Here is a 20,854-nt window from a genome sequence, read left to right as displayed (position 1 = left end):
CCGTAATCAAATGTGGATAGAGAATTATCGTTGCGTCCCTGTCTACAGCATTCGAGCCAACAGGAAACAGCTGAGCGGCTTCGCTACGTCGTCGAGAATATGACGACGATAACGGCCATCGCGGTTTAACCAAAAGCGCCGCTCTCAGCCCGGGCTTTTATTCGTTGAGCAAGCCGGTATGCCTAAAATTATAGTCCGGTTGAGTCGCCTAATTGTTTTGAGGCCCCGCCCTCTGAAATTCTCTGACAAAACCCGCCATGCCTCTCGATCATTACGTTTCACAGGTTCATCTGCGGCAGTTCTATTCGCCTGAGCTTGATGGAAAGCAGATGCACGGCTTTCGCAAGCGCGACGGCCATGTTTTCCCATGCAGTTCAAAAGATGTCTGCCGCGTGCAAAACGGCAGCACGAACGAATATCTGCTGAACGATCGAGCCATCGAAGAATTCTTGAAAACAGTCGAACCCAACTACAATCCCGCAATCGCAGAACTGCGAACTGGAAAACCGAGTCGTGATACTGTCCATGTGGTTGCCGGCTTCGCCGCCTACGTAACGATCTGCTCGCCGGCAGCAATGCGGCTACATTCGGGACCTTTGAGGAGCACGGTTGAAGCCACCGGCAAGATCCTCGACGCATCGGGAGAGATTCCGAGAGCGCCGGAAGCTCTCGGAGGCAAGAGCTATACCGAGTTGATCGAGAGTGCGGTCATCAAAACAACCATCAACGAGAAGTACCCTCAAGCCCTCGGCATCAATGGAATCATGGAGCGGGTGAACATCTGGGGGAATTCCGCCTGGGATACTGTTGTTAACGAATACGCCAAGGATAGCCCCTTCTTTACTAGCGATTTCGCAAACGGAATTGAGACGTCTAACGATCCAAGAATCATCAACAGGCTGGTGCCGCTAGCTCCCGACCTTGCTTTGCGTATTCGCCCCGATCTTGATGCGCGGGATCAAAATATGGACACGACATTCAAGGCTTTTCGTTGTCGCCTGCTGACGCCTTCCCGGAACGAAGTCCGCGCTATAAATCAAGCCATTGCCAGGTGCGGAGAAGAACTTATCTTTTTTCGCGACCATCACGAGTGGGTCGAACCCTTCCTCAATAAGCATCGGTCCTTTCGCGTTGAACCGGTAACCACCGAACTCAAGACGCCCACGGGATACGCGTTGATCTCAACCATTCGAGTCAAATCCACCAGAGGCGGCGATTAAGCCCGCGGCAGCCTTCCAATGGGGGCCACGCTTTCTCTATCACGGTAGCCCGACGGCATAGGATTCCACCAAGTGGTCGACGAAACGCCGCAGCTTCACCGGCATGTAGCGTGCTGCCGGAAAAACAGCATGAAGCTCCAATTCACCGAGGCGGTAGGTCGACAGCAGTTGAACCAGCCGGCCATCACGCAAGGCCTCATCAACGATGAACAGCGGCTGCAAAATGATGCCTTCTCCCGCCAAGGCCGCCATCATGAGGGCCGTCCCATTATTGGCAGCCAAGTTGCCGCCCACCGTCACCACTTCCTTGGTTCCGTCAGGAGCTGTCATCGCCCAACTTTGCGACTGTCCGGCCTGAGTGTAGCGCAGGCAGTTGTGAGCAAGCAGGTCGGCCGGATGCTTTGGAATGCCGTGTCGCGCCAGATATGCGGGCGAAGCGCAGATTGCTCTTCGACACAGCGCGAGCCGCCGCGACATCAAGCTGGAGTCTGCCAAACGACCGATGCGCAGCGTCAGATCGAATCCCTCCTCCACCAGATCGACGATCCGATCATTGAGCACCAGGTCGATCTCCACCCCGGGGTGTTGTTCGCTGAAACGGCTGAGCACCGACGGTAAATACCGCACACCAAAAGACACGGGCGCGCTCAGGCGCAGCCTGCCGTGAAGGCTGGTTCGCGATTCCGATGCTCGGTCGGAGGCGTCGTGCAGTTGCCTCAATGGTTCGCGCGTTAGCTCGTAGAATGCCGCACCGGCCTCGGTCAGCGCTTGTCGCCGGGTCGTGCGTTGCAACAGGCGTACCCCCAATCTCCGCTCAAGGGCTTGGATTTGTCGCCCGACCGCCATTCGCGACAGACCAAGCGCCGCGGCTGCCGCCGCCTGACTGCCCAGATCGACGGTTCGAATGAAGGCTTCCAGTTCGGTCAAACGATCCATCAGCGATTGTATCGCTGCCGCGTTACTGTATGTCACAATTTCACGTGATTGTATCAGGCAAGCGCGCGGAATAACTGAGGGAAGCAAAATTCGGAGATCAAAGAGTCATGCAACAGTTCAGCCGTCGCGCCTTTGCGGCAATCTCTCTTGCAGCACCGCTCGTGCTTGCTGCCGCGCGTGCATCGGTCGCCAGACCTCAGTCAGTGCCCCCGGACGTTGAGACGCGCAGCCTGGACGAGCTGCATCGTGCGGCACTCGCGGAAGGCGGAAAGCTTGTGGTGTACGCAGGGGGTGACATTCCGAACGCCTCGGCGGGCCTGGAGCAGGCTTTCAAGAAGCGCTTTCCGGGCATGGACGCCCGCATCATAACAGATCTCAGCAAATTCCATGATGCGCGCATCGACCTGCAGCTTGCGCGCGGTCGCCTGGAGGCTGATGTCGCGCACCTGCAGACGCTGCAGGATTTCGAGCGTTGGAAGACACAAGATCAACTCCTCGCCTACAAGCCGCTCGACTGGGACGCCATCGCGCCCGAATATAAGGACCCGGACGCCGCTTTCCACGCAATCAGCGTCGTCGCTTTCAGCAACTCGTTCAATATTACGCTTGTTCCGGAGGCGGACGCGCCACGCGATGCGCTCGACTATCTCGATCCGAAGCTCAAGGGGCGCATCTGTCTCACTTATCCGCACGATGACGATGCTGTGCTCTATCAGTTCGATCGTATCGTCAACGCCCATGGATGGGAGTACATAGATCGCCTGCTGCAGCAGGACGTATTGTGGGTCCGTGGTACTGTGCCGGCGCGCCTAGCGGTGCAGGAGGGTAAGCGAGCTGCGACCTTCACAGCCTCCGGAGCATTTGCGCCGGCAGCTAATAGCCCGCTACGCTTCGCATTGCCTCCGCACGACGTGTTCCACAGCTGGCCGCAGACAGCGGCAATCTTTCGCGAGGCGCAGCACAAAGCCGCAGCACAGCTTTATCTAAGCTGGATGGCCTCGAAAGATGCCACGATTGCCCGGACCGGCCAGTGGTCGGTGCGTCGCGACGTGCCGGTCCCCGGTGGCTACAAGCCGATTTCGGAGTACAATACGGATCCGCTGCGTTTCCGGCTGTTCATGCAGGATCGGACACGCGTCGAACGGCTGAAGACTCAGTTCGAGGAGATGATCGGGCCTGCACTCGGCCCCAATCCGACTGGAGCCAAAGGCGTGTACCTCGTCGACATCTGAAGGCTCGCCGAGTGGGGCCGCTCCTGCAATCTTCTTTTCGGGTGAAGCGTGGCCGATGCCGAAATGGCAGCTTTGCGCGATCAAACTCTCGGAACGGTGGGTTCGGCATTACTGTGACAGTGCACAAAGCTCTCGACGCGGGGAGTGCCCCATCCGCAACGCTGCTCAAATCCAGTTTTGTGCGCGGTCACCGTAGCTCCCCGGTTCGCAATACGCTATCGGTAGCGAACCAAGGGCGTTCATGGACAAGCAGGCCGGGCAGACATCGTGAGTTTCTTCGAGCGTCTGAAGACAGCAGCATCCGTTGAGTGGCGGGCCTACGCCGAGCATCCCTTCACGAGCGGATTGGCGGACGGCTCGCTCCCCGAAGCGGCGTTTCGTCACTACCTCGTTCAGGACTACTTGTTCCTCATCGAGTTTGCTCGCGCCTACGCGCTCGCGGTCTACAAGTCGCCAAAACTCGCCGACATGCGTGAAGCAGCGGCCGGACTTTCGGCCATCCTCGATGTCGAGATGAACCTCCACGTGAAGCTCTGTGCCGATTGGGGTCTATCGCCGACCGATCTTGAACATGCTCCTCCGGCGGCCGAGATGCTGGCCTATACACGCTACGTGCTCGACGCGGGAATGCGCGGCGATCTGCTGGCGCTCAAGGTCGCGCTTGCCCCCTGCGTGATCGGGTACGCGGAGATCGCGACGCGGCTCGCGTCGCTCCCCCTCGCGGACGCTGACACGAACGCCTACCGCGTCTGGATCGCCGAGTACGCCGGCGCGCCGTACCAGGAGGTCGCTGCCAGAGCGCGGGCGCACATGGAGCATCTCGCCGATCTCTACGCCACGCCGGCCCGCGAGGCGGAACTGATTGCGATCTTCAAGGAAGCCACCCGACTCGAGGCAGACTTCTGGGAGATGGCCTGGCGCGAGGGTCAGCGCGTTCAATAGCTCTTTCAGGCATTGTCTGAGCTTCCCGGCATGAGGTCGCGAGAGCACCGCCGCGCTTGAATCCGGCAGCCCATGTGCTTAAATGCCACTTGGCTGTATTTTTCAGGCATTTGGCATTACGGCGGACCAATGGCAAAGAACGAGCGGACTGGCAAAGGCGTTGGTTCAACTTCCCGCGGGCTTCGTGCCCCCGGCTCGCTGACCAACAAACAGATCAAGACGATCGCGGCGGCAGCCCTGACCCAGCGACCTGACCGCAAGCCATCATCGAAGCCGACGCACAAATCTCCTCCCGACAAATCGCGCGGGGGGGCGGCAATTGAACGCTTGTTCGCCTCCGAGCAGGACCACACCTATCAACCGCAAGCCGGCGCCATTGTCGTGCAGGGGCATTTCGATGCGGTCACGGGGCTCTCCACCGTCACCGACGCGCCTTCGCTCGGGCTGGGCAGGGGCGGGACGGATGAATCGCAGCCGTCGGCCGAGCTGTTCAATGTCGTTATCGACGCCAACAGCCTGTTTCGCATCGAACCTGCCGCGCTCAAGCGCCTCGCCAATTACAGCGACGACGAAATTCACGCGCTTGTCGTGCCGAAGCGCACACTGGCGCGGCGGCTGTCGGAGGGCGAGCCGCTGACGGTCGAGGAGACCGACAAAGCCGTGCGGCTGGCGCGGGTTGACCGATTGGCCGCCAACGTGTTCGGCGAGCCTGCGAAGGCGCACCGCTGGTTGCGCAAGCCCAAGAAGTTGCTTCGCGGGGAAACGCCACTTGCTTACCTCGCGACGGAGGCGGGCGCGCGCGTCGTCGAAGAGATGCTGCACCGGATCGATCACGGCATCCTTGCGTAAGGATTTGGCGTGAGGATCTGGCGGATCTCCAACTTCGACGATCTGTCTGGCGTGGGCGGCCTCAAGGCCGACGGCCGCTGGCATGATCGCGGCCGGCACGCGGTCTACGCAGCGGATCATCCGGCGTCGGCACTGCTCGAAGTGATGGTGCATCTTGAAATCGATTTCGAGGACCTGCCGACGAGCTACCAACTGCTCGGCATCGACGTGCCGGACGACCTCGCCGTCGAGACGGTGAGCCGGGCCGACATCGAGAGTATATCGCCGGATTGGGCTGACGATCCCAGGGTGAGCCGCGACGTGTTGCGGACCTGGTTCACTGAGGTGCGCACGGCGATGGTGTCGGTGCCATCGGTCATCGTGCCATTCGCGCAAAACTACCTCATCAATCCCAGGCACAAGGACGCGGCGCGCATCCGCGTGGCGCATGTCGCGCGCTATCCCCATGACCTCAGGCTGTTCGGCCAATGGCCGGCCAACGCTACCTAACCCCCGCCACCACCCACACCACCACCGGCAACGTCACCGCCGCCAGCAGCGTCCCCAGCGCCACCACGCCCGATACCGGGTTCACCAGCCGCTGATACTGAACCGCGAAGATGTACGCATTCGCGCCGGTCGGCATCGCCGCGAACAGCACGACGACGCCGGCCGCGAGCGGCGGCAGGTCGAGCAGCTTTGCCAGCACGAAGGCGGCCGCCGGCATCGCCAGCAGTTTGAGCGCGCTCATGGCGAGGATGCCGAGCTTCTCGCCCTTGACCTCGAAACGAAAGAGATTGATGCCGAGCGCGATCAGGGCAGCGGGCGATCCCGCCTGCGCCAAGAGCTCGACGGTCCGGTCGACGACCGGATGCAGGCCGAGGCCGGTGAGGCGCCAGACGAGGCCGAAGCCGATCGCGAGCATGATCGGGTTGCGGGAGAGATCGCGCAGCACCGGCAGGATCAGCGATGCGGCCGAGGCGGTCTGCTTGCGGTCGACCAGCTCCATCTGCAGCGTGCCGCAGAGCCAGAGCAGCGGCGTGTTCACCGACAGGATCAGCGCCATCGGGCCCGCGGCCTCATTGCCCAGCGCCGAGAGCGTCAGCGGAATGCCGAGCATGACGATGTTGCCGTAGACCGAGCCGATCGCGAACACGACGCCGTCCTCGCGGTCCTCGCGCCGCTTCCGCAGCAGCGCCGAGAGGATGAGCGCCGCGATCCAGGTCAGCGCGAGCGCGCCGTAATAGGCGCCCCACATCCGCCACGGGCTGACGCCGGAGAATTCCGAGACGACGATGGTGCGGAACAGCAGGGCGGGAATGGCGATGCTGAAGGCGAATTCGGAGATGCCCTTATGCGCGGTCTCGGAGACGAAGCGAAACAACACCGCGGCATAGCCGGCCGCGATCAGCGCAAACACCGGCGCGACGATCAGCACGGTGGCCATGCGCGGCTACGACCCCATCTCGATGATCCGGCGCGCCATGCGCACATTGGCATAGTCGATCATCTTGCCGTCGAGCGTCACCGCGCCCTGGCCCTGCGCCTCGGCCTGCTCCATGGCCTCGACCACCCGCCGCGCGTGCGCGAGCTCAGCGTCGGAGGGGACGAACGCCCGCAGCGTGGGCTCGATCTGGTCGGGATGGATCACCTGCTTGCCGTCAAAACCCATCGCCGCCGCCTTGAGCGCGCTGCTTTCGGTCAGTCTGGCGTCCCGGAACGCGCCGCAAGGGCCGTCGATGGCGCGCAGGCCGAACGCGCGCGCGGCCACCAGCAGGCGCATCATCGGATAGGCGAACAGATCGAGCGGGGCGGAGGCATAGCCGCTTTCGGCGGAGCCGACGTGGCGATAGCCGTCCGGCGACGCGCCGATTTCCGAGGAGCGGGCGCCGATCGAGGCGGCGAAATCGCCGACGCCGAGATGAAGGGCGGCGACGCTTTGGTGCGCGGCGGCGAGCGCGTCGACATTGACGAGACCCAGCGCGGTCTCGATCAGCAGTTCGACCGCGACAGGCGAGGCGCGATCCGGCGCGGCCGCGCGCAGCTGATCGGCAATGGCGGCGGTGTCGCTCGGGCGCTCCGCCTTCGGCACGATCACCGAATCCAGCCGGGGCAGCGCAGCGAGCTTACGGATCTCCTGCGCGATGAAGGGGCTGTCGACGGCGTTGAGCCTGACAGCGACGACCTTGTTGCCCCAATCCAGAGAAGATAACGACCCCGCGGCTTCCTCCAGCGCCGCGCTCTTCTCGGACGGCGGCACGGCGTCCTCGAGATCCATGAACACCGCATCCGCGGCCGAGGCCGCAGCCTTGGCGACGAGACGGGAGCGATGCGCGGGAACGGCCAGATAGACCCGCGTCGGCCGTAGACGGACCATCGTCACGTCTCCTTTGCGAGACCGAGCTCGCTGAGGATGGATGGGTTGTGCTGGCCGACGTCAGGCACCGGATCCATCCTGGGCGACAGGCCCGGAATGGTGAGAGCCGGCAGGAAGCTCATCACCGGGCCGCAACGAGTGCCCACCGTTTGCACCCGGGATCGGGCGCGGAGCTGCTCGTGCTCCAGGAACGCCTCGACCGAATTCAGATGTGCGTTGGCGATCGAGGCCTCGTCGAGCAGCCGCAGCACCTCGTCACTGGTCATCGCCGCAAAACGCTGCTCGATATGGACCTGCAGATCGTCCCTGTTCTGCATGCGCAGCGGATTGGTGCGGAAGCGGGGATGGTCGGCAAAGGCGGCCTCGCCAAGCACAATGGCGCACAGCGATCGCCATTCCCGGTCGTTCTGGATGCCGAAGAAGATCGTGTTGCCGTCGCCGACGCGGAAAGGGCCATACGGCGCTATCGTTGCATGCCTTGCCCCGGTTCGCGGCAGCGGGCGGCCCGTACTCTGCGTGTAGAAGGCGGGATAGCTCATCCAGTCCGTAATGGAATCGAACAGCGAGGCCTGGAAGGCGGTGCCCTTGCCGGTGCGCTCGCGGCGATACAGCGCCATCAGCACGCCGTTGAGGATGTACATGCCGGTGGCGATATCGACCACGGAAAGTCCGACCTTGGCGGGCTCCGCCTCGGTGCCGTTGATGGCGAGGACGCCGGCCTCGCACTGCACCAGGAGATCGTAAGCCTTCTTGTTGCTGTAGGGTCCGCCCGTACCATAGCCCGAAACGTCGCAGGCGATGATCCGGGGATACTTCCGCAGCAGCGATGCGGCATCGAGGCCCAGCCGCTCCGCCGCGCCGGGCGCCAGGTTCTGGATGAAGACGTCGGCCTGCGGCAGCAGGGCGTCGAGCACCTCCTGGCCTTCAGGACTTTTGATGTCGATGGCGAGGCTCTCCTTCGACCTGTTGGTCCAGACGAACTGGCTCGACATCCCGTTCATCACATGATCGTAGTCGCGGCAAAAATCGCCATCGCCCGGCCGCTCGATCTTGATGACCCGCGCGCCCCAATCCGCAAGATGCCGGCTGGCAAGAGGAGCCGCGATCGCCTGCTCGAGCGAGACCACCGTCACGCCCGACAGCGGCAGCTCCGCCTCATGTCGCTCCATGCAATCGTCTCCGCTCCCGCTCACGCTTTTGTCCAGCGCAGGAGACAAGCCGACCAGCCCACGCACGTTCTGTGATGATGGCATCATGCTCCTGTTTTGCCCGACGAGTCAAATCCAATTTCGTAAAATCCGCAAATCGCGATCCGCAAAGTTCAATCGCCACATGGACTTGGCTACTGTGCATGGGGTTGTTTTCGCGTTTTTTGTTTTAGGGGCCCTGTTGCCGAGACCGCACACGTCGCGGCTTTCGCATCTCGCCTCGGTTGCCAACGAACGCCCGTTCACCCACTATCGCCTCCGACTCGACATTTGGGGGGATCGATGCCGGCGTTCCGCTTTAAGAAATCTTTCGCTGCTGCGATCACGGGGATCGCCCTGGCCGTCCTGATCCACCCGGGTGAAGGCTTTGCCTACTCCCAGGAGGAGCAGCAGGCCTGCACCCCTGATGCGATGCGGCTGTGCGGCGAGTTCGTTCCGAACGTCGACGCCATCACCGCCTGCATGATCCAGAAGAAGTCGCAGCTCTCGCCACAGTGCCGGGTGTTCTTCCGGCCGGGGCCGGAGCCGGGCATGGCGGCCGCGCCCCGCGCCGGCAAGCCGACCAGCATCGCGCCCAAGAGCTCGACCCGGACGGCGAAGAAGAGCACCAAGCCGGCCAAGAAGAAGAAAGCCAGCGAAGGCTGAACGCGGACACCGCGTTCCCTCTTTGAAACTCGATCATGCCCGGGCCAAAGCGCGCAGTGCGTTTGAAGTCCCGGGCATTTGCGTGTCCGGCTCCTCGTTCGCTGTCCCCTTGAGTCAAACCGACCAGGGCATCAGCCCCACACCAGCCACCGGACTCCTTTTGTTCGCCTCCGTGTGCGGACGCTTGCGACAAGGCGGGATGGAAACGGTTAGCGAAGCGGATTGCGCGGCGAGGTTGCATTCCGCTTCGTCCCGCAGCGCCGCGCACGCAGTAGTGTGACTCAAAAGCCAACGCGCTTTGTTATTTCATGGCGCCAGCATAACTTATGATAAATTTTTCTTTCCCGAATCACCGCGGTGATTCATTTTCGCCGCCTGGGGTCAATCTGGAGGCAGAGGTATGAACGTTATTGTTTTTGCATCGCGTAAAGGTGGCTCAGGCAAGAGTACGCTGGCCGCGCATCTCGCCGCGCAGATCAAGGCGACCAAGCCGATCCTGCTCGTCGATGCGGATCCGCAAGGCTCGCTCACGCTGTGGCACAAGCTGCGTGGCACCAACGAACCGCCGATCAAGTCCGCGGTAAACTCGGTCAGCGGCATCGTCTCCGCTGCCAAGCGCGACGGTTATGAATGGGTGTTGATCGACACGCCGCCGAACCTCTCGGCCGTCGTCGACGACGCCATCCGCAATGCCACCATGGTGGTGATCCCCGCCCGTCCCGGCGTGTTCGACGTCAACGCGGTGCAGGAAACCATCCAGATGTGCCGTGCGGCGCGCAAGCCCTACGCGGTCGTGCTCAACGGTGCGCCGGCGCGCCGCGACGAGTCCGAAAGCCCGATCGTCACCATTGCCCGCGAGGCACTGGCGAAGTTCCGTGCTCCGGTGTGGGGCGGCCAGATCACCAACCGTTCGGATCTGCTGATGGCGCTGAGCCACGGCGAGGGCGCGCGGGAATATCAGGCCGAGAGTCGTGCGGCTCAGGAAATCGCAAGGCTGTGGGCGGCAATCGAACGTTCGGTGAAGGCTATTCGCGGCACGGCGTCGGCGTCCGGCGCAATGCACAAGCAGGCGGCGTAATTTTTCATAAATCATTCCCCGGACGAAAAACGCGCGGACATCCGCGCGTTTTGCGTTTCTGGAGATCGCTGTGGAGGCTATGCCACCATCAGCATGTAGAACACGATCACCGGCGACAAAGTGAGGATCACTGACCAGATGCCGGCGGCCCAGAGAATGTCCTCGGTGGTGAAGCCCTGCTGTCCAGCGTCGTAATGCGACGCCATTTCGTTATGACTATTCACAAACGCCCCCGCGATTTCTTCGCTTATGGGCATGAACGCTACACGGGATGATTTAAAAATCCGGGTCGCAGTTTCGCGCGCTTTCGAACACAGGTGCTACCACGGGTTAACCATCCGGACCTGCACCGGCATCACGCCAGCCAGACTCGAAACACCAGCACCGGCATCAGGCCGAGCATCACCGCCCAGAAGCCGAACGACGACACCACCAGAATTCCCCGCATGAAATCAGCCGACGCGAACATGTCTGCGGCCGTCGGGCGGATGCGCTGCCCCATGATCGTTCCCCCATTTGAAAAGACTTTGAATGAAGACGATAGGCGCGTTTGCGTAAACGAGCCGTGGATGCGCCATGCGGCAGCAGCGAAGGCCGTTCGGGCGCGGTTAACCAAGCACTCCGCTCTCTCACTCCCTCTCCCCGTTCTTACGGGGAGAGGGTGGGGTGAGGGGCCATCAGCTACGCCGCGACTTGCGTCCGCCGTTCGATCTCGCGGTCGAGCTGGACGGCGAGTTCGCTGCCGATCTCGACCATCGGCAGGCGCACTTCGGGGCTGTCGATCAGGCCCGTGCGCCACAGCCAGTATTTTGCCGGTGCGGGACTGGGCTCGGTGAACAACAGCCGCGTCAGGTCCGCGACCTCCTGCCAGCGCGCCAGCGCCGCATCGTGATTGCCGCGCTTCAGCTCGGCATGGACAGCCGCAAATGTCGCGGTCTCGAGATGGGCTGACAGCACGATGCCGCCGTCGGCGCCGTCGCTGAGCGCGTCGAAATAATTCGCATCCTCGCCGGTCAGCACGCGAAAATCCCTCGGACGGTCGCGCAGCAACGCGATGGATTGCTCGCGGCTCGCGCCGCAATCCTTCAGGCCGATGATGTTCGGATGCCCGGCAAGCCGCAGCAGGGTCTGGTTGGTGATGTTGACTGAGGTGCGATAGGGGATGTTGTAGAGCGCGAACGGCCAGGCGGCGTGATCGGCGAGCGCTTCGAAATGCGCCAGCAACCCGCGTTGCGACGGCCGCACATAATACGGGCTCGCGATCAGAAAACCGTCGATCGGCCAGTCCGCGGTCGCGTCGAGACGCTCCTTCAGCCGCGAAGTGTCCGCGCCTGAGAGTCCGAGGCAGATCGGAAGCTTGCTGTGGCCGGTGGTCAGCTCGTCGCGCACGATGGCGACGAGGCGTTCGAGCTCGGCGTCGCGCAGCGTCATGCCTTCACCGGAGGTCGCTCCCAGGATGAAGCCGTCGACAGCCTGTCCGCTGTAATGCCGTGTCAACCGGCGCAGCGACCTCTCGTCGAGGGCGCCGTCGCGAAACGGCGTCACCAGCGGCAGCCAGAGCCCGTGCAATTGTTCCTGTAGTCCGGTCATGTTCCATCTCCTTCTCGGGAAAAGTCCTGAGACGAGGGCACATGAAAAAACCCCGTCCAGGCGGCGGGGTTTTCGAAGTTTCGGCTCGCGATGACGAAGGCTGTGTTAGCGCGTGCAAAAATCCGAGGTCCCCAGATGGGGGCCTTTTTTCGAGGCGATTGCCTGCGACGAGCTTACGCACGACTTCGTGATCATTTGCAAATCATGCGGGGTAAGCATGGAACTGTCAATACACGTGGAGGGCGAAGGCCGAATCCGCCAAAAAAAAGCCGGGCTCGATCGAGCCCGGCTTAAGGTATTGGCCACGTGAGGCCGACACAATCACCTTCCAAGAGGGATTACTGAACTCCCGCGCCACTGGAGGAGGGGGACAAATGCGCAACGCGAAGGCTCAGCGTGAAAAGATTATGGGCTAGCTTCGCGCCATGCATCAAGCGTCCAAGCCGCATGTCAGACATGCGGAAATCAGGACGGCCAACGCTGCGCCTTGCTCACCACGAAGTCGCGGAACACTTGCACGCGCGCGACCGTCTTCAGCTCTTCCGGATAAACAAAATACGTATCGAGCTGGATCGAATCCGATTCGCCGAACAGCTGCACGAGGCGGCTCTGTTCTTCGATCAGATAGTCCGGCAGCGCGGCGATGCCGAGGCCCTGCTGACAGGCGCGGACGAGGCCGAGAATGTTGTTGACCCTGAAATAGGCTTCGCGCGGACCCGAGCCGTTGCGCCCGGCTTCGACCAGCCAGTTGCGGTTCTGAAGATGCGGCGCGAAGTTGCCGTCGGAGAGCGTGATGATGCGATGGGAGTCGAGCTCCTCCAGCGTGCGCGGCGTGCCGAAGCGCTTGATGTAATCGGGCGAGCAATAAGCGTGGAAGCCCATCGCGAACAGCTTGCGCTGGATGAGATCCGGCTGCGTCGGCTTGCGGGTGCGGATCGCGACATCGGCCTCGCGCATCGACAGGTCGAGCTCCTCGTCTGTGACGATCAGCGAGATCCGGATTTCCGGATAGAGCGCGGTGAATTCGCCGAGCCTGGGGATCAGCCAGTTGATGCCGACGCCGGGCGTGGTGGTGATCTTGAGATCGCCGCTCGGCCGCTCGCGGCTGTCGGTCAGTTTGGCGCGCGCCGCCTGCAGCTGCATGAACACGTCATGGGCGGTGCGGAACAGGAGGTCGCCCTGTTCGGTGAGGATCAGGCCGCGGGCGTGGCGGTGGAACAGCGAGACCGAAAGCTCCTGCTCCAGTGCCGAGACCTGGCGTGACACCGCCGATTGCGACAGGCCGAGCTGCTCGCCCGCGTGCGTGAAGCTGCCCGCTTCCGCCGCGGCGTGAAACACCTTCAGCTTGTCCCAGTCCATATCCGTAAATCCGTCGCGTGTTCTTGCCATGATGTCTATTCCGCTGCCGCGCGCTCGCTGGCGCGCAGGGCCAAAAATCGTTCCGCCTCGAGTGCTGCCATGCAGCCGAGGCCGGCCGCCGTGACCGCTTGACGATAGGTCTCGTCGGCGACGTCGCCGGCGGCGAACAGGCCGGGGACCGAGGTGGCGGTCGAGTTCGGGGCGACCTCGACATAGCCCGACGGTTTCAGCTTGATCTGGCCGGCCACGAGCTCGGTCGCCGGGGCATGCCCGATGGCGACGAAGACGCCGTCGGTCGGCACATCGGTCAAGGCGCCTGTCTTGACGTTCTTCAGTCGCACATGGGTGACCTTGTTCGGGTTCTCGGTGCCGCAGATCTCGTCGACGGCTGAGTCCCAGACCACCTTGATCTTTGGGTGCTTGAACAGACGCTCCTGCAGGATGCGTTCGGCGCGGAAGTGATCGCGACGATGCACGATGGTGACCTGCGAGGCATGGTTGGTGAGGTACAGGGCTTCCTCGACCGCGGTATTGCCGCCGCCGACCACCACGACGTCCTTGTTGCGGTAGAAGAACCCGTCACAGGTGGCACAGGCCGACACGCCGCCGCCCTGGAATTTCGCTTCGGACGGCAGCCCGAGCCAGCGCGCCTGGGCGCCGGTGGCGAGGATGACGGTGTCGGCGAGATAGACGTCGCCGCTATCGCAGGTCAGGCGAAAGGGTCGCTGCGAGGTGTCGAGCTTCGTCACCAGATCGGTCTTGATCTGGGTGCCCACATGCAGCGCCTGCTTCTCCATCTGCTCCATCAGCCAGGGGCCCTGGATCACGTCGGCGAAACCGGGATAGTTCTCGACGTCGGTGGTGATGGTCAGCTGGCCGCCCGCCTGGATGCCCTGGATCAGGATCGGCTCGAGCATCGCGCGCGCGGCGTAGATCGCCGCCGTGTAGCCGGCGGGGCCGGAGCCGATGATGACGACCTTTGCATGGACAGCGGCGGACATTTCGACAGATGCCTTTCACGGGGGACTGCAGCGCGGGCGCGGAACGTGCCGGGAGGCCTCGCGGAGGCGCTGAAATATCAGAGGTAATCTAAGCCTTCTGGTGAGCTATGCAAGAATTGCATTCCCTGTCGGCGGATTTTTCCAACAGGGAACAAAAGTCGATTGCGCTGCACGCGCAATAAAATTGCGCCGAGTGCGCGGTCTGCGCTATGAGGATTGCGACAGACCCACCAATACCGCCGCAAAGGCCAGGAGTTCCAATCACGTGTCGCGGAACCTAGACGAGATCGACCTGAAAATTCTCACCGAGATTCAGGCCGACGGTCGAATCACGAATGTCGAGCTGGCCAAGCGCGTCGGCATTTCGCCACCGCCCTGCCTGCGCCGAGTCCGTGCGCTGGAGGAGGAGGGGTATATCCATGGCTATCGCGGGCTTCTGGACGCACGAAAGCTCGGCTTCGACGTCACGGTGTTTGCCGCAGTGCACCTCTCCAGCCAGGCCGAGGCCGATTTGCGCGCCTTCGAGGAGTTCGTCCGCGCCGAGCCGCTGGTGCGCGAGTGCTGGATGTTGTCCGGCGAGGTCGATTTCATCCTGAAATGCGTCGCGCCCGACATGGCCACCTTCCAGGATTTCGTCACCCACCTGACCGCCGCCCCGCACGTCCGCAACGTGCGGACCTCGCTGGTGCTGCACAATTCGAAATACGAGGCGGCGGTGCCGCTCGACGTGAGGGGACGAAGGTAGCGCCTCCTCCGTCATTGCGAGCGGAGCGAAGCAATCCAGGCTCCCTCTGCGGAAAGACTCTGGATTGCTTCGCTCCGCTCGCAATGACCAGAGGTGAGGATCATCCCACCTCATTCCCGGCAACACGCAGATACAAAAAGGCCGCGCATCGCGCGGCCTTTTCAAATCACACGCGACGGCAAATCGCTACCGCCACTCCACCTTGGTGATCTCATAAGCCTTGGCGCCGCCGGGTGCATTGACCTCGACGGTTGAGCCCTTCTTCTTGCCGATCAGCGCGCGCGCGAGCGGCGAGGTGATGGAGATGCGGCCCTTCTTGGCGTCGGCCTCGACCTCGCCGACGATCTGCCACACCGTCTTCTTTTCGGTGTCCTCGTCGACCAGCGTCACGGTCGCGCCGAATTTGATGGTGTCGCCGGACAGCTTCGAGATGTCGATGATGTCGGCGCGCGCGAGCTTGTCCTCGAGCTCGGCGATGCGGCCTTCATTGTGGGACTGCTCTTCCTTCGCGGCGTGGTATTCCGCGTTCTCCGAAAGGTCTCCGTGCGAGCGCGCCTCGGCGATATGCTCGATGATCCGCGGACGGTCCTCCGACTGGCGCTTCTTCAGTTCTTCCCCGAGTGCGGCAAAGCCGCCCGCTGTCATCGGTACCTTTTCCATCTCTTCTCTCGTCCTTCGGTCGCGCGCGCCCTGACATGTCAGCGCGCACGCAACTTGATTCGTCAGTTCTGTCCGGGGGCTCAACGCGCGTGCCGCCGAACGTTCATATGGGCTTGGCGCCGGAACAGAACAACCTTATGGCCGGACAGTTCCTCCGGCCATAGTGGCTTCATCGCCAATCACTTAGCGGAAGGTTGGGCCTCCCGCTCGCGATCAGGTTTCCGAAAAGTAGCTCTGCAGGGTCCGAACCTCAAGGTCCCCGCCCAGATAGGCGCGGATGCCCTGCGCGGCCGCCACGGCCCCGGAAAGAGTGGTGTAATACGGCACTTTATGCAAGAGGGCCGCGCGCCGCAGAGAACGGCTGTCGGCGAGCGCCTGCGGCCCTTCGGTGGTGTTGAAGACGAGCTGGACGTCGCCATTGGTGATGGCGTCGACGATGTGCGGCCGGCCCTCCAGCACCTTGTTCACCTTCTCGGTCGGGATGCCCTGGTCGGTCAGGAAGCGGGCCGTGCCCGACGTCGCCAGCACCTTGAAGCCGAGCGAATGCAGCTCGCGGACGGCCTCGGTGATGCGCGTCTTGTCGCTTTCGCGGACCGAGACGAACACCGTCCCCTTGCGCGGCACCCGTGTGCCGCCGCCGAGCTGGCTCTTGGCGAACGCCACCGCGAAGGAGCGGTCGATGCCCATGACCTCGCCGGTCGAGCGCATCTCGGGGCCGAGCACGGTATCGACGCCGGGGAAGCGGGCAAACGGAAATACCGATTCCTTCACGCCGACATGATCGAAGTTCGCCTTCTTCAGCTTGAAATCGGCAAGCTTCTCGCCGGCCATGACGCGCGCCGCGATCTTCGCGACTGGCGTGCCGACCACCTTGGCGACAAAGGGCACCGTGCGCGAGGCGCGCGGATTGACTTCGAGCACGTAGATCTCGCCGTCTTTGATGGCGTATTGCACGTTCATCAGGCCGACGACGTCGAGGCCGAGCGCCAGCTCGCGGGTCTGCCGCTCCAGCTCCTCGATCATCTTGTCGTCCAGCGAGTGCGGCGGCAGCGAGCAGGCGCTGTCGCCGGAATGGATGCCGGCTTCCTCGATGTGCTCCATGATGCCGACGATGAAGGTGTCCTTGCCGTCGCAGAGGCAGTCGACGTCGATCTCGGTCGCATCGGACAGATAGCGGTCGAACAGCAGCGGGTTCTTGCCGAGCACGGTGTTGATCTGGCCGGTCTTGTCGTTCGGGTAGCGCGCCTTGACGTCCCCCGGCACCAGCTCCGGCAGCGTGCCGAGCAGGTAATCACTGAGCTGGTTCTCCTCGCGGATGATTTGCATCGCGCGGCCGCCGAGCACGTAGGACGGGCGCACCACCAGCGGCAGGCCGAGATCGGTTGCGACCAGGCGCGCTTGCTCGACTGAATAGGCGATGCCGTTCTTGGGCTGCTTCAGCCGCAGCTTGTCGAGCACCCGCTTGAAGCGGTCGCGGTCTTCCGCAAGATCGATGGCATCGGGCGAGGTGCCGAGAATCGGCACTTCAGCGGCTTCCAGCGCCCGCGCGAGCTTGAGCGGGGTCTGGCCGCCGAACTGCACGATCACGCCGTGCAGCGTGCCGTTCGTGCGTTCCTTCGCGATGATCTCCAGCACGTCCTCGGCGGTGAGCGGCTCGAAATAGAGCCGGTCGGCCGTGTCGTAGTCGGTCGACACCGTCTCCGGGTTGCAGTTGACCATGATGGATTCGTAGCCGGCGTCGTGCAGCGCGAAGCAGGCGTGACAGCAGCAATAGTCGAATTCGATGCCCTGGCCGATGCGGTTCGGTCCGCCGCCGAGGATGATGACCTTCTTCTTGTCGGACGGCGAGCTCTCGTCCGCAGGCGCGCCCGCGAACGGCGCCTCATAGGTCGAGTACATGTAGGCGGTGGGCGAGGCGAACTCGGCCGCGCAGGTGTCGATGCGCTTGTAGACCGGGCGAACGCCGAGCGCGTGGCGCTTCGCCGTGACCTCGGCCTCCGTCGTCTCCGCGATCACCGCGAGCCGGGCATCGGAGAAGCCCATGGCCTTGAGCGTGCGCATGCCGAAGGCGTTGCCCGGCAGGCCGTTCTTGCGGACCTTCGCTTCCATGTCGACGATGCCGCGCATCTCGCTGAGGAACCACGGATCGATCTTGCAGGAATTGAAGATCTCCTCGTCCGACCAGCCGAGCCGCATCGCCTGGGCGACCTGGAGCAGCCGGTTCGGCGTCGGCGTGCCTAGCGCAGCGCGGATCGCATTCTTGTCGTCGTCGCGACCGAGACCTTCGATCTCGATCTCGTCGAGGCCGGTGAGTCCGGTCTCGAGCCCGCGCAAGGCCTTCTGAAGGCTTTCCTGGAAGGTGCGGCCGATCGCCATGACTTCGCCGACCGACTTCATCGACGTGGTCAGCGTGGTGGAGGCACCGGGGAATTTCTCGAAGGCGAAACGCGGCACCTTGGTGACGACGTAGTCGATCGTCGGCTCGAACGAGGCCGGCGTGGCGCCGCCGGTGATGTCGTTGGCGATTTCGTCGAGCGTGTAGCCGACCGCAAGCTTGGCGGCGACCTTTGCGATCGGAAAGCCGGTGGCTTTCGAAGCCAGGGCGGAGGAACGCGACACGCGCGGATTCATCTCGATGACGACCATGCGGCCGTCTTCCGGGTTGACGCCGAACTGCACGTTGGAGCCGCCGGTCTCGACCCCGATCTCGCGCAGCACCGCAAGCGAGGCGTCGCGCATGATCTGGTATTCCTTGTCGGTCAGCGTCAGCGCCGGCGCCACCGTGATGGAATCGCCGGTGTGCACGCCCATCGGATCGAGATTCTCGATCGAGCAGACGATGATGCAATTGTCTTTCTTGTCGCGCACCACCTCCATCTCGTACTCTTTCCAGCCGAGCACGGATTCTTCGATCAGCACTTCGTTGGTAGGAGACGCATCCAGGCCGCGCTCGATGATGTCGAGGAACTCTTCCTTGTTATAGGCAATGCCGCCGCCGGTGCCGCCCATGGTGAAGGAGGGGCGGATGATCGCGGGCAGGCCGATCTCGGACAACGCCATCAGCGCCTGGCCGAGCGCATATTCCTGGTAGCGCTTGCGGCGGTCGCTCTCGCCGAGCGTCCACTGCCGCTCGAGCTCTGCGAGCGCCGCGCCCGAGGCCTTCGCGCGATCGGCCTGGTACTTGTCGCGGAAGGACTTCTTCAGGGCGGAGGCGTTGGCGAGCCGCGACTTCGGTGTCTCGAGCCCGATCTTGGTCATGGCCTCGCGGAACAGCTGACGGTCTTCGGCCTTGTCGATCGCGTCCGCGGTGGCGCCGATCATCTCGACGTCATACTTTTCGAGCGTGCCTTGCTGGCGCAGCGACAGCGCGCAGTTCAGCGCGGTTTGTCCGCCCATGGTCGGCAGCAGCGCGAAGCCGCCGGGAATGACGTGACGTTCCTTCTCGATGATTTTTGCGACGATCTCGGGCGTGATCGGCTCGATATAGGTCGCATCGGCCAATTCCGGGTCGGTCATGATGGTGGCCGGATTGGAATTGACGAGGACGATGCGATAGCCCTCTTCCTTCAGCGTCTTCACCGCCTGGGTGCCCGAATAGTCGAACTCGCAGGCCTGGCCGATCACGATGGGACCGGCGCCGATGATCAGGATGGTGGTGATGTCTGTACGTTTGGGCATCAACTCTCGCCGAAGTGGAATTTGGGCACAAAAAAAGGGCGCGCCTGCTGCGCGTCCCTTTGGCCGAGAGCGCGGTGGTCCCCCCTCGCGCGCGGGGTGGGTCTTAGAACAGTTTTCGGGGCGGCGAAACCCCGAAAAACGCCCATCAACCGGCAATTTTGACCGGTTTTGGCCGAGCCTGCCAGCCCCGGGCGAGATGGACCAGAAGAGCCGCCGAAACGCTCAATCCGCCGACCCAGCCGAGATCGGCCGGGCTCCACGCCGCAAGCACGGCGCCGCCCAAGGCACCGCCGATCGCAAAGCCGAGATACATGGCCGAGGCGTTGAGCGAGAGCGCGATCATCGAGGCCTGCGGCTCGATCCGGATGATGCTGGCGACCTGGGCCGGGTAGAACGCCCATCCCGAGATGCCCCAGAGGAAGATCGCGCCCAGCACCGCATAATGCGCCTGTCCCGGCATCAGCTTCAGGACCAGCGAATGCAGGATCAGCGCGCTGGCCATGCCGGCAAGCCCGAGACCTGCTGTGGCGAGCGTGCCGAGCCGGTCGGCCAGGACGCCGCCGAGCATGTTCCCGATCGCGGCGGCGCCGCCGAACACCAGCAGCGCGAGGCTGATCTGCGACGCATCAAATCCAAGACCGCGCAGCGGGACCGCGAAATAGGTGAACACTGTGAAGCCGCCGAGCGCCCATAAGATCGTGATCAGAAGCGCCGTCAGGACATTGCGGTGACGCGCCACCGCCAGCCGATCGCTGAGCGAGGCCGTGTTGCGGGGCAGGCCGCGGGGCAGGCCGAGCAGGAGGCCGGCGAGCGCAACGGCACCGATCAGGGCGACCATGGCAAAGGTCGCGCGCCAGCCGAGCATGCTGCCGACGAGATTGCCGAGGGGAACGCCGATGACGGTCGCAACCGTGAGGCCCGAGGTGACGAGTGCCACCGCGCGGCCGCGTCGCTCCGGCGCGGCGACGGCCACGGATACGGCCAGCGCGGTCGGCATGCACAGCCCGGAGCCCAGCGCCATCAGCATGCGCGAGGCCAGCAGCAGGGCGTAATTCGACGCCACCATCGCCGCGAGGTTTCCGGCGATGAAGGTCGATAGCGCCAGGGCCAGCACGGTGCGGCGGTCGATATTGTTCAGCGTCACCGCCAGGATCGGGGAGCCGACCGCATAGGTGAGAGCATAGGCCGTGACCAACTGGCCGGCGGCGGGGACTGAAATCGCCAGGTCGGTGGCGATCGACGGCAAAAGCCCTGCAATGACAAAGCCTTCCGTGCCGATCGCAAAGGCCGCCAAGGCCAACCAGAATACGCTCATCCGAGAAATCCCGATGTTCAACGTTTATTGAACTATCGAT

At 63.2% G+C, this 20,854-nt stretch carries 20 protein-coding genes; 8 read left to right on the top strand and 12 right to left on the bottom strand.

Annotation, left to right across the window (positions count from 1 at the left end; all coding sequences use genetic code 11):
* Window positions 1–257: 257 nt before the first annotated feature.
* The gene (locus tag AC0L30_RS33145; protein WP_473406131.1) at window positions 258–1,220 is read left to right on the top strand and encodes a DUF4238 domain-containing protein; all 963 of its coding nucleotides are present in this window, start codon (window positions 258–260) and stop codon (window positions 1,218–1,220) included.
* Window positions 1,221–1,259: 39 nt separating this feature from the next.
* Here AC0L30_RS33145 and AC0L30_RS33140 read toward each other — a convergent pair whose 3' ends face one another.
* On the bottom strand, window positions 1,260–2,156 hold the full coding sequence (locus AC0L30_RS33140; protein WP_007596699.1) for a LysR family transcriptional regulator: 897 nt from the start codon (window positions 2,154–2,156) through the stop codon (window positions 1,260–1,262).
* 161 nt (window positions 2,157–2,317) lie between these two features.
* On the opposite strand from AC0L30_RS33140, the gene AC0L30_RS33135 reads away from it, so the two are divergent.
* From AC0L30_RS33135 to AC0L30_RS33120, 4 genes are all read left to right on the top strand, one after another.
* Window positions 2,318–3,388, top strand: coding sequence for an ABC transporter substrate-binding protein (locus AC0L30_RS33135; RefSeq protein ID WP_473406130.1), 1,071 nt, complete (start codon window positions 2,318–2,320; stop codon window positions 3,386–3,388).
* Between the two features lie 267 nt (window positions 3,389–3,655).
* Window positions 3,656–4,330 carry a thiaminase II gene (gene tenA, locus AC0L30_RS33130; protein WP_473406129.1) on the top strand — a complete coding sequence of 225 codons (675 nt, stop codon included), beginning with the start codon at window positions 3,656–3,658 and terminating at the stop codon, window positions 4,328–4,330.
* A gap of 129 nt (window positions 4,331–4,459) precedes the next feature.
* Entirely contained in the window at window positions 4,460–5,179 is a 720-nt protein-coding gene (gene parS, locus AC0L30_RS33125; RefSeq protein WP_007596693.1) for a type II RES/Xre toxin-antitoxin system antitoxin, read from the top strand.
* A gap of 9 nt (window positions 5,180–5,188) precedes the next feature.
* Window positions 5,189–5,668: an RES family NAD+ phosphorylase gene (locus AC0L30_RS33120; RefSeq protein ID WP_219683703.1), complete on the top strand. Its 480-nt coding sequence runs from the start codon at window positions 5,189–5,191 to the stop codon at window positions 5,666–5,668.
* Here AC0L30_RS33120 and AC0L30_RS33115 read toward each other — a convergent pair.
* The 3 genes from AC0L30_RS33115 to AC0L30_RS33105 are packed head-to-tail and all read right to left on the bottom strand — an operon-like array spanning window position 5,661 to window position 8,704.
* Window positions 5,661–6,605, bottom strand: coding sequence for an AEC family transporter (locus tag AC0L30_RS33115; RefSeq protein WP_473406128.1), 945 nt, complete (start codon window positions 6,603–6,605; stop codon window positions 5,661–5,663). The genes AC0L30_RS33120 and AC0L30_RS33115 overlap by 8 nt on opposite strands.
* Window positions 6,606–6,611: 6 nt before the next feature.
* Complete coding sequence (locus tag AC0L30_RS33110) at window positions 6,612–7,535, bottom strand: HpcH/HpaI aldolase/citrate lyase family protein (protein WP_473406127.1); 924 nt, start codon at window positions 7,533–7,535, stop codon at window positions 6,612–6,614.
* A 2-nt stretch (window positions 7,536–7,537) separates the two neighbouring features.
* On the bottom strand, window positions 7,538–8,704 hold the full coding sequence (locus tag AC0L30_RS33105; RefSeq protein WP_473255685.1) for a CaiB/BaiF CoA transferase family protein: 1,167 nt from the start codon (window positions 8,702–8,704) through the stop codon (window positions 7,538–7,540).
* A 321-nt stretch (window positions 8,705–9,025) separates the two neighbouring features.
* Here AC0L30_RS33105 and AC0L30_RS33100 point away from each other — a divergent pair, with 321 nt between their 5' ends.
* Together AC0L30_RS33100 and AC0L30_RS33095 are read left to right on the top strand one after the other, a co-directional pair.
* Window positions 9,026–9,388 (top strand): hypothetical protein, encoded by a 363-nt coding sequence (locus tag AC0L30_RS33100; RefSeq protein WP_473406126.1) that lies wholly within the window; start codon window positions 9,026–9,028, stop codon window positions 9,386–9,388.
* A 400-nt stretch (window positions 9,389–9,788) separates the two neighbouring features.
* Window positions 9,789–10,466, top strand: coding sequence for a ParA family protein (locus tag AC0L30_RS33095; RefSeq protein ID WP_007596685.1), 678 nt, complete (start codon window positions 9,789–9,791; stop codon window positions 10,464–10,466).
* Window positions 10,467–10,543: 77 nt separating this feature from the next.
* Here the strand turns inward: AC0L30_RS33095 and AC0L30_RS33090 are convergent, their stop codons facing one another.
* From AC0L30_RS33090 to trxB, 5 genes are all read right to left on the bottom strand, one after another.
* Window positions 10,544–10,723 (bottom strand): hypothetical protein, encoded by a 180-nt coding sequence (locus AC0L30_RS33090; protein ID WP_007596684.1) that lies wholly within the window; start codon window positions 10,721–10,723, stop codon window positions 10,544–10,546.
* 98 nt (window positions 10,724–10,821) lie between these two features.
* Entirely contained in the window at window positions 10,822–10,968 is a 147-nt protein-coding gene (locus AC0L30_RS33085; RefSeq protein ID WP_473255684.1) for a hypothetical protein, read from the bottom strand.
* A gap of 179 nt (window positions 10,969–11,147) precedes the next feature.
* Window positions 11,148–12,056 carry a 4-hydroxy-tetrahydrodipicolinate synthase family protein gene (locus AC0L30_RS33080; protein ID WP_473406125.1) on the bottom strand — a complete coding sequence of 303 codons (909 nt, stop codon included), beginning with the start codon at window positions 12,054–12,056 and terminating at the stop codon, window positions 11,148–11,150.
* Window positions 12,057–12,521: 465 nt separating this feature from the next.
* Entirely contained in the window at window positions 12,522–13,445 is a 924-nt protein-coding gene (locus AC0L30_RS33075; RefSeq protein ID WP_007614700.1) for a LysR family transcriptional regulator, read from the bottom strand.
* A gap of 5 nt (window positions 13,446–13,450) precedes the next feature.
* Complete coding sequence (gene trxB, locus AC0L30_RS33070) at window positions 13,451–14,416, bottom strand: thioredoxin-disulfide reductase (protein WP_354169327.1); 966 nt, start codon at window positions 14,414–14,416, stop codon at window positions 13,451–13,453.
* Window positions 14,417–14,681: 265 nt separating this feature from the next.
* Here trxB and AC0L30_RS33065 point away from each other — a divergent pair, with 265 nt between their 5' ends.
* Window positions 14,682–15,161, top strand: a complete 480-nt coding sequence (locus tag AC0L30_RS33065) for an Lrp/AsnC family transcriptional regulator (RefSeq protein ID WP_007596676.1) — start codon at window positions 14,682–14,684, stop codon at window positions 15,159–15,161.
* A 186-nt stretch (window positions 15,162–15,347) separates the two neighbouring features.
* Here the strand turns inward: AC0L30_RS33065 and greA are convergent, their stop codons facing one another.
* The 3 genes from greA to AC0L30_RS33050 all read right to left on the bottom strand — a co-directional run bounded on the left by greA (window position 15,348) and on the right by AC0L30_RS33050 (window position 20,814).
* The gene (gene greA / locus AC0L30_RS33060; protein WP_007596674.1) at window positions 15,348–15,821 is read right to left on the bottom strand and encodes a transcription elongation factor GreA; all 474 of its coding nucleotides are present in this window, start codon (window positions 15,819–15,821) and stop codon (window positions 15,348–15,350) included.
* Window positions 15,822–16,034: 213 nt separating this feature from the next.
* Window positions 16,035–19,499, bottom strand: a complete 3,465-nt coding sequence (gene carB, locus AC0L30_RS33055) for a carbamoyl-phosphate synthase large subunit (protein ID WP_354169330.1) — start codon at window positions 19,497–19,499, stop codon at window positions 16,035–16,037.
* 145 nt (window positions 19,500–19,644) lie between these two features.
* Window positions 19,645–20,814, bottom strand: coding sequence for an MFS transporter (locus tag AC0L30_RS33050; RefSeq protein ID WP_007596670.1), 1,170 nt, complete (start codon window positions 20,812–20,814; stop codon window positions 19,645–19,647).
* Between the last annotated feature and the right edge of the window lie 40 nt (window positions 20,815–20,854).

The organism is Bradyrhizobium sp. MI1.11 (genome assembly GCF_055811255.1).
This window is presented reverse-complemented; position numbering and strand designations above follow the sequence as displayed.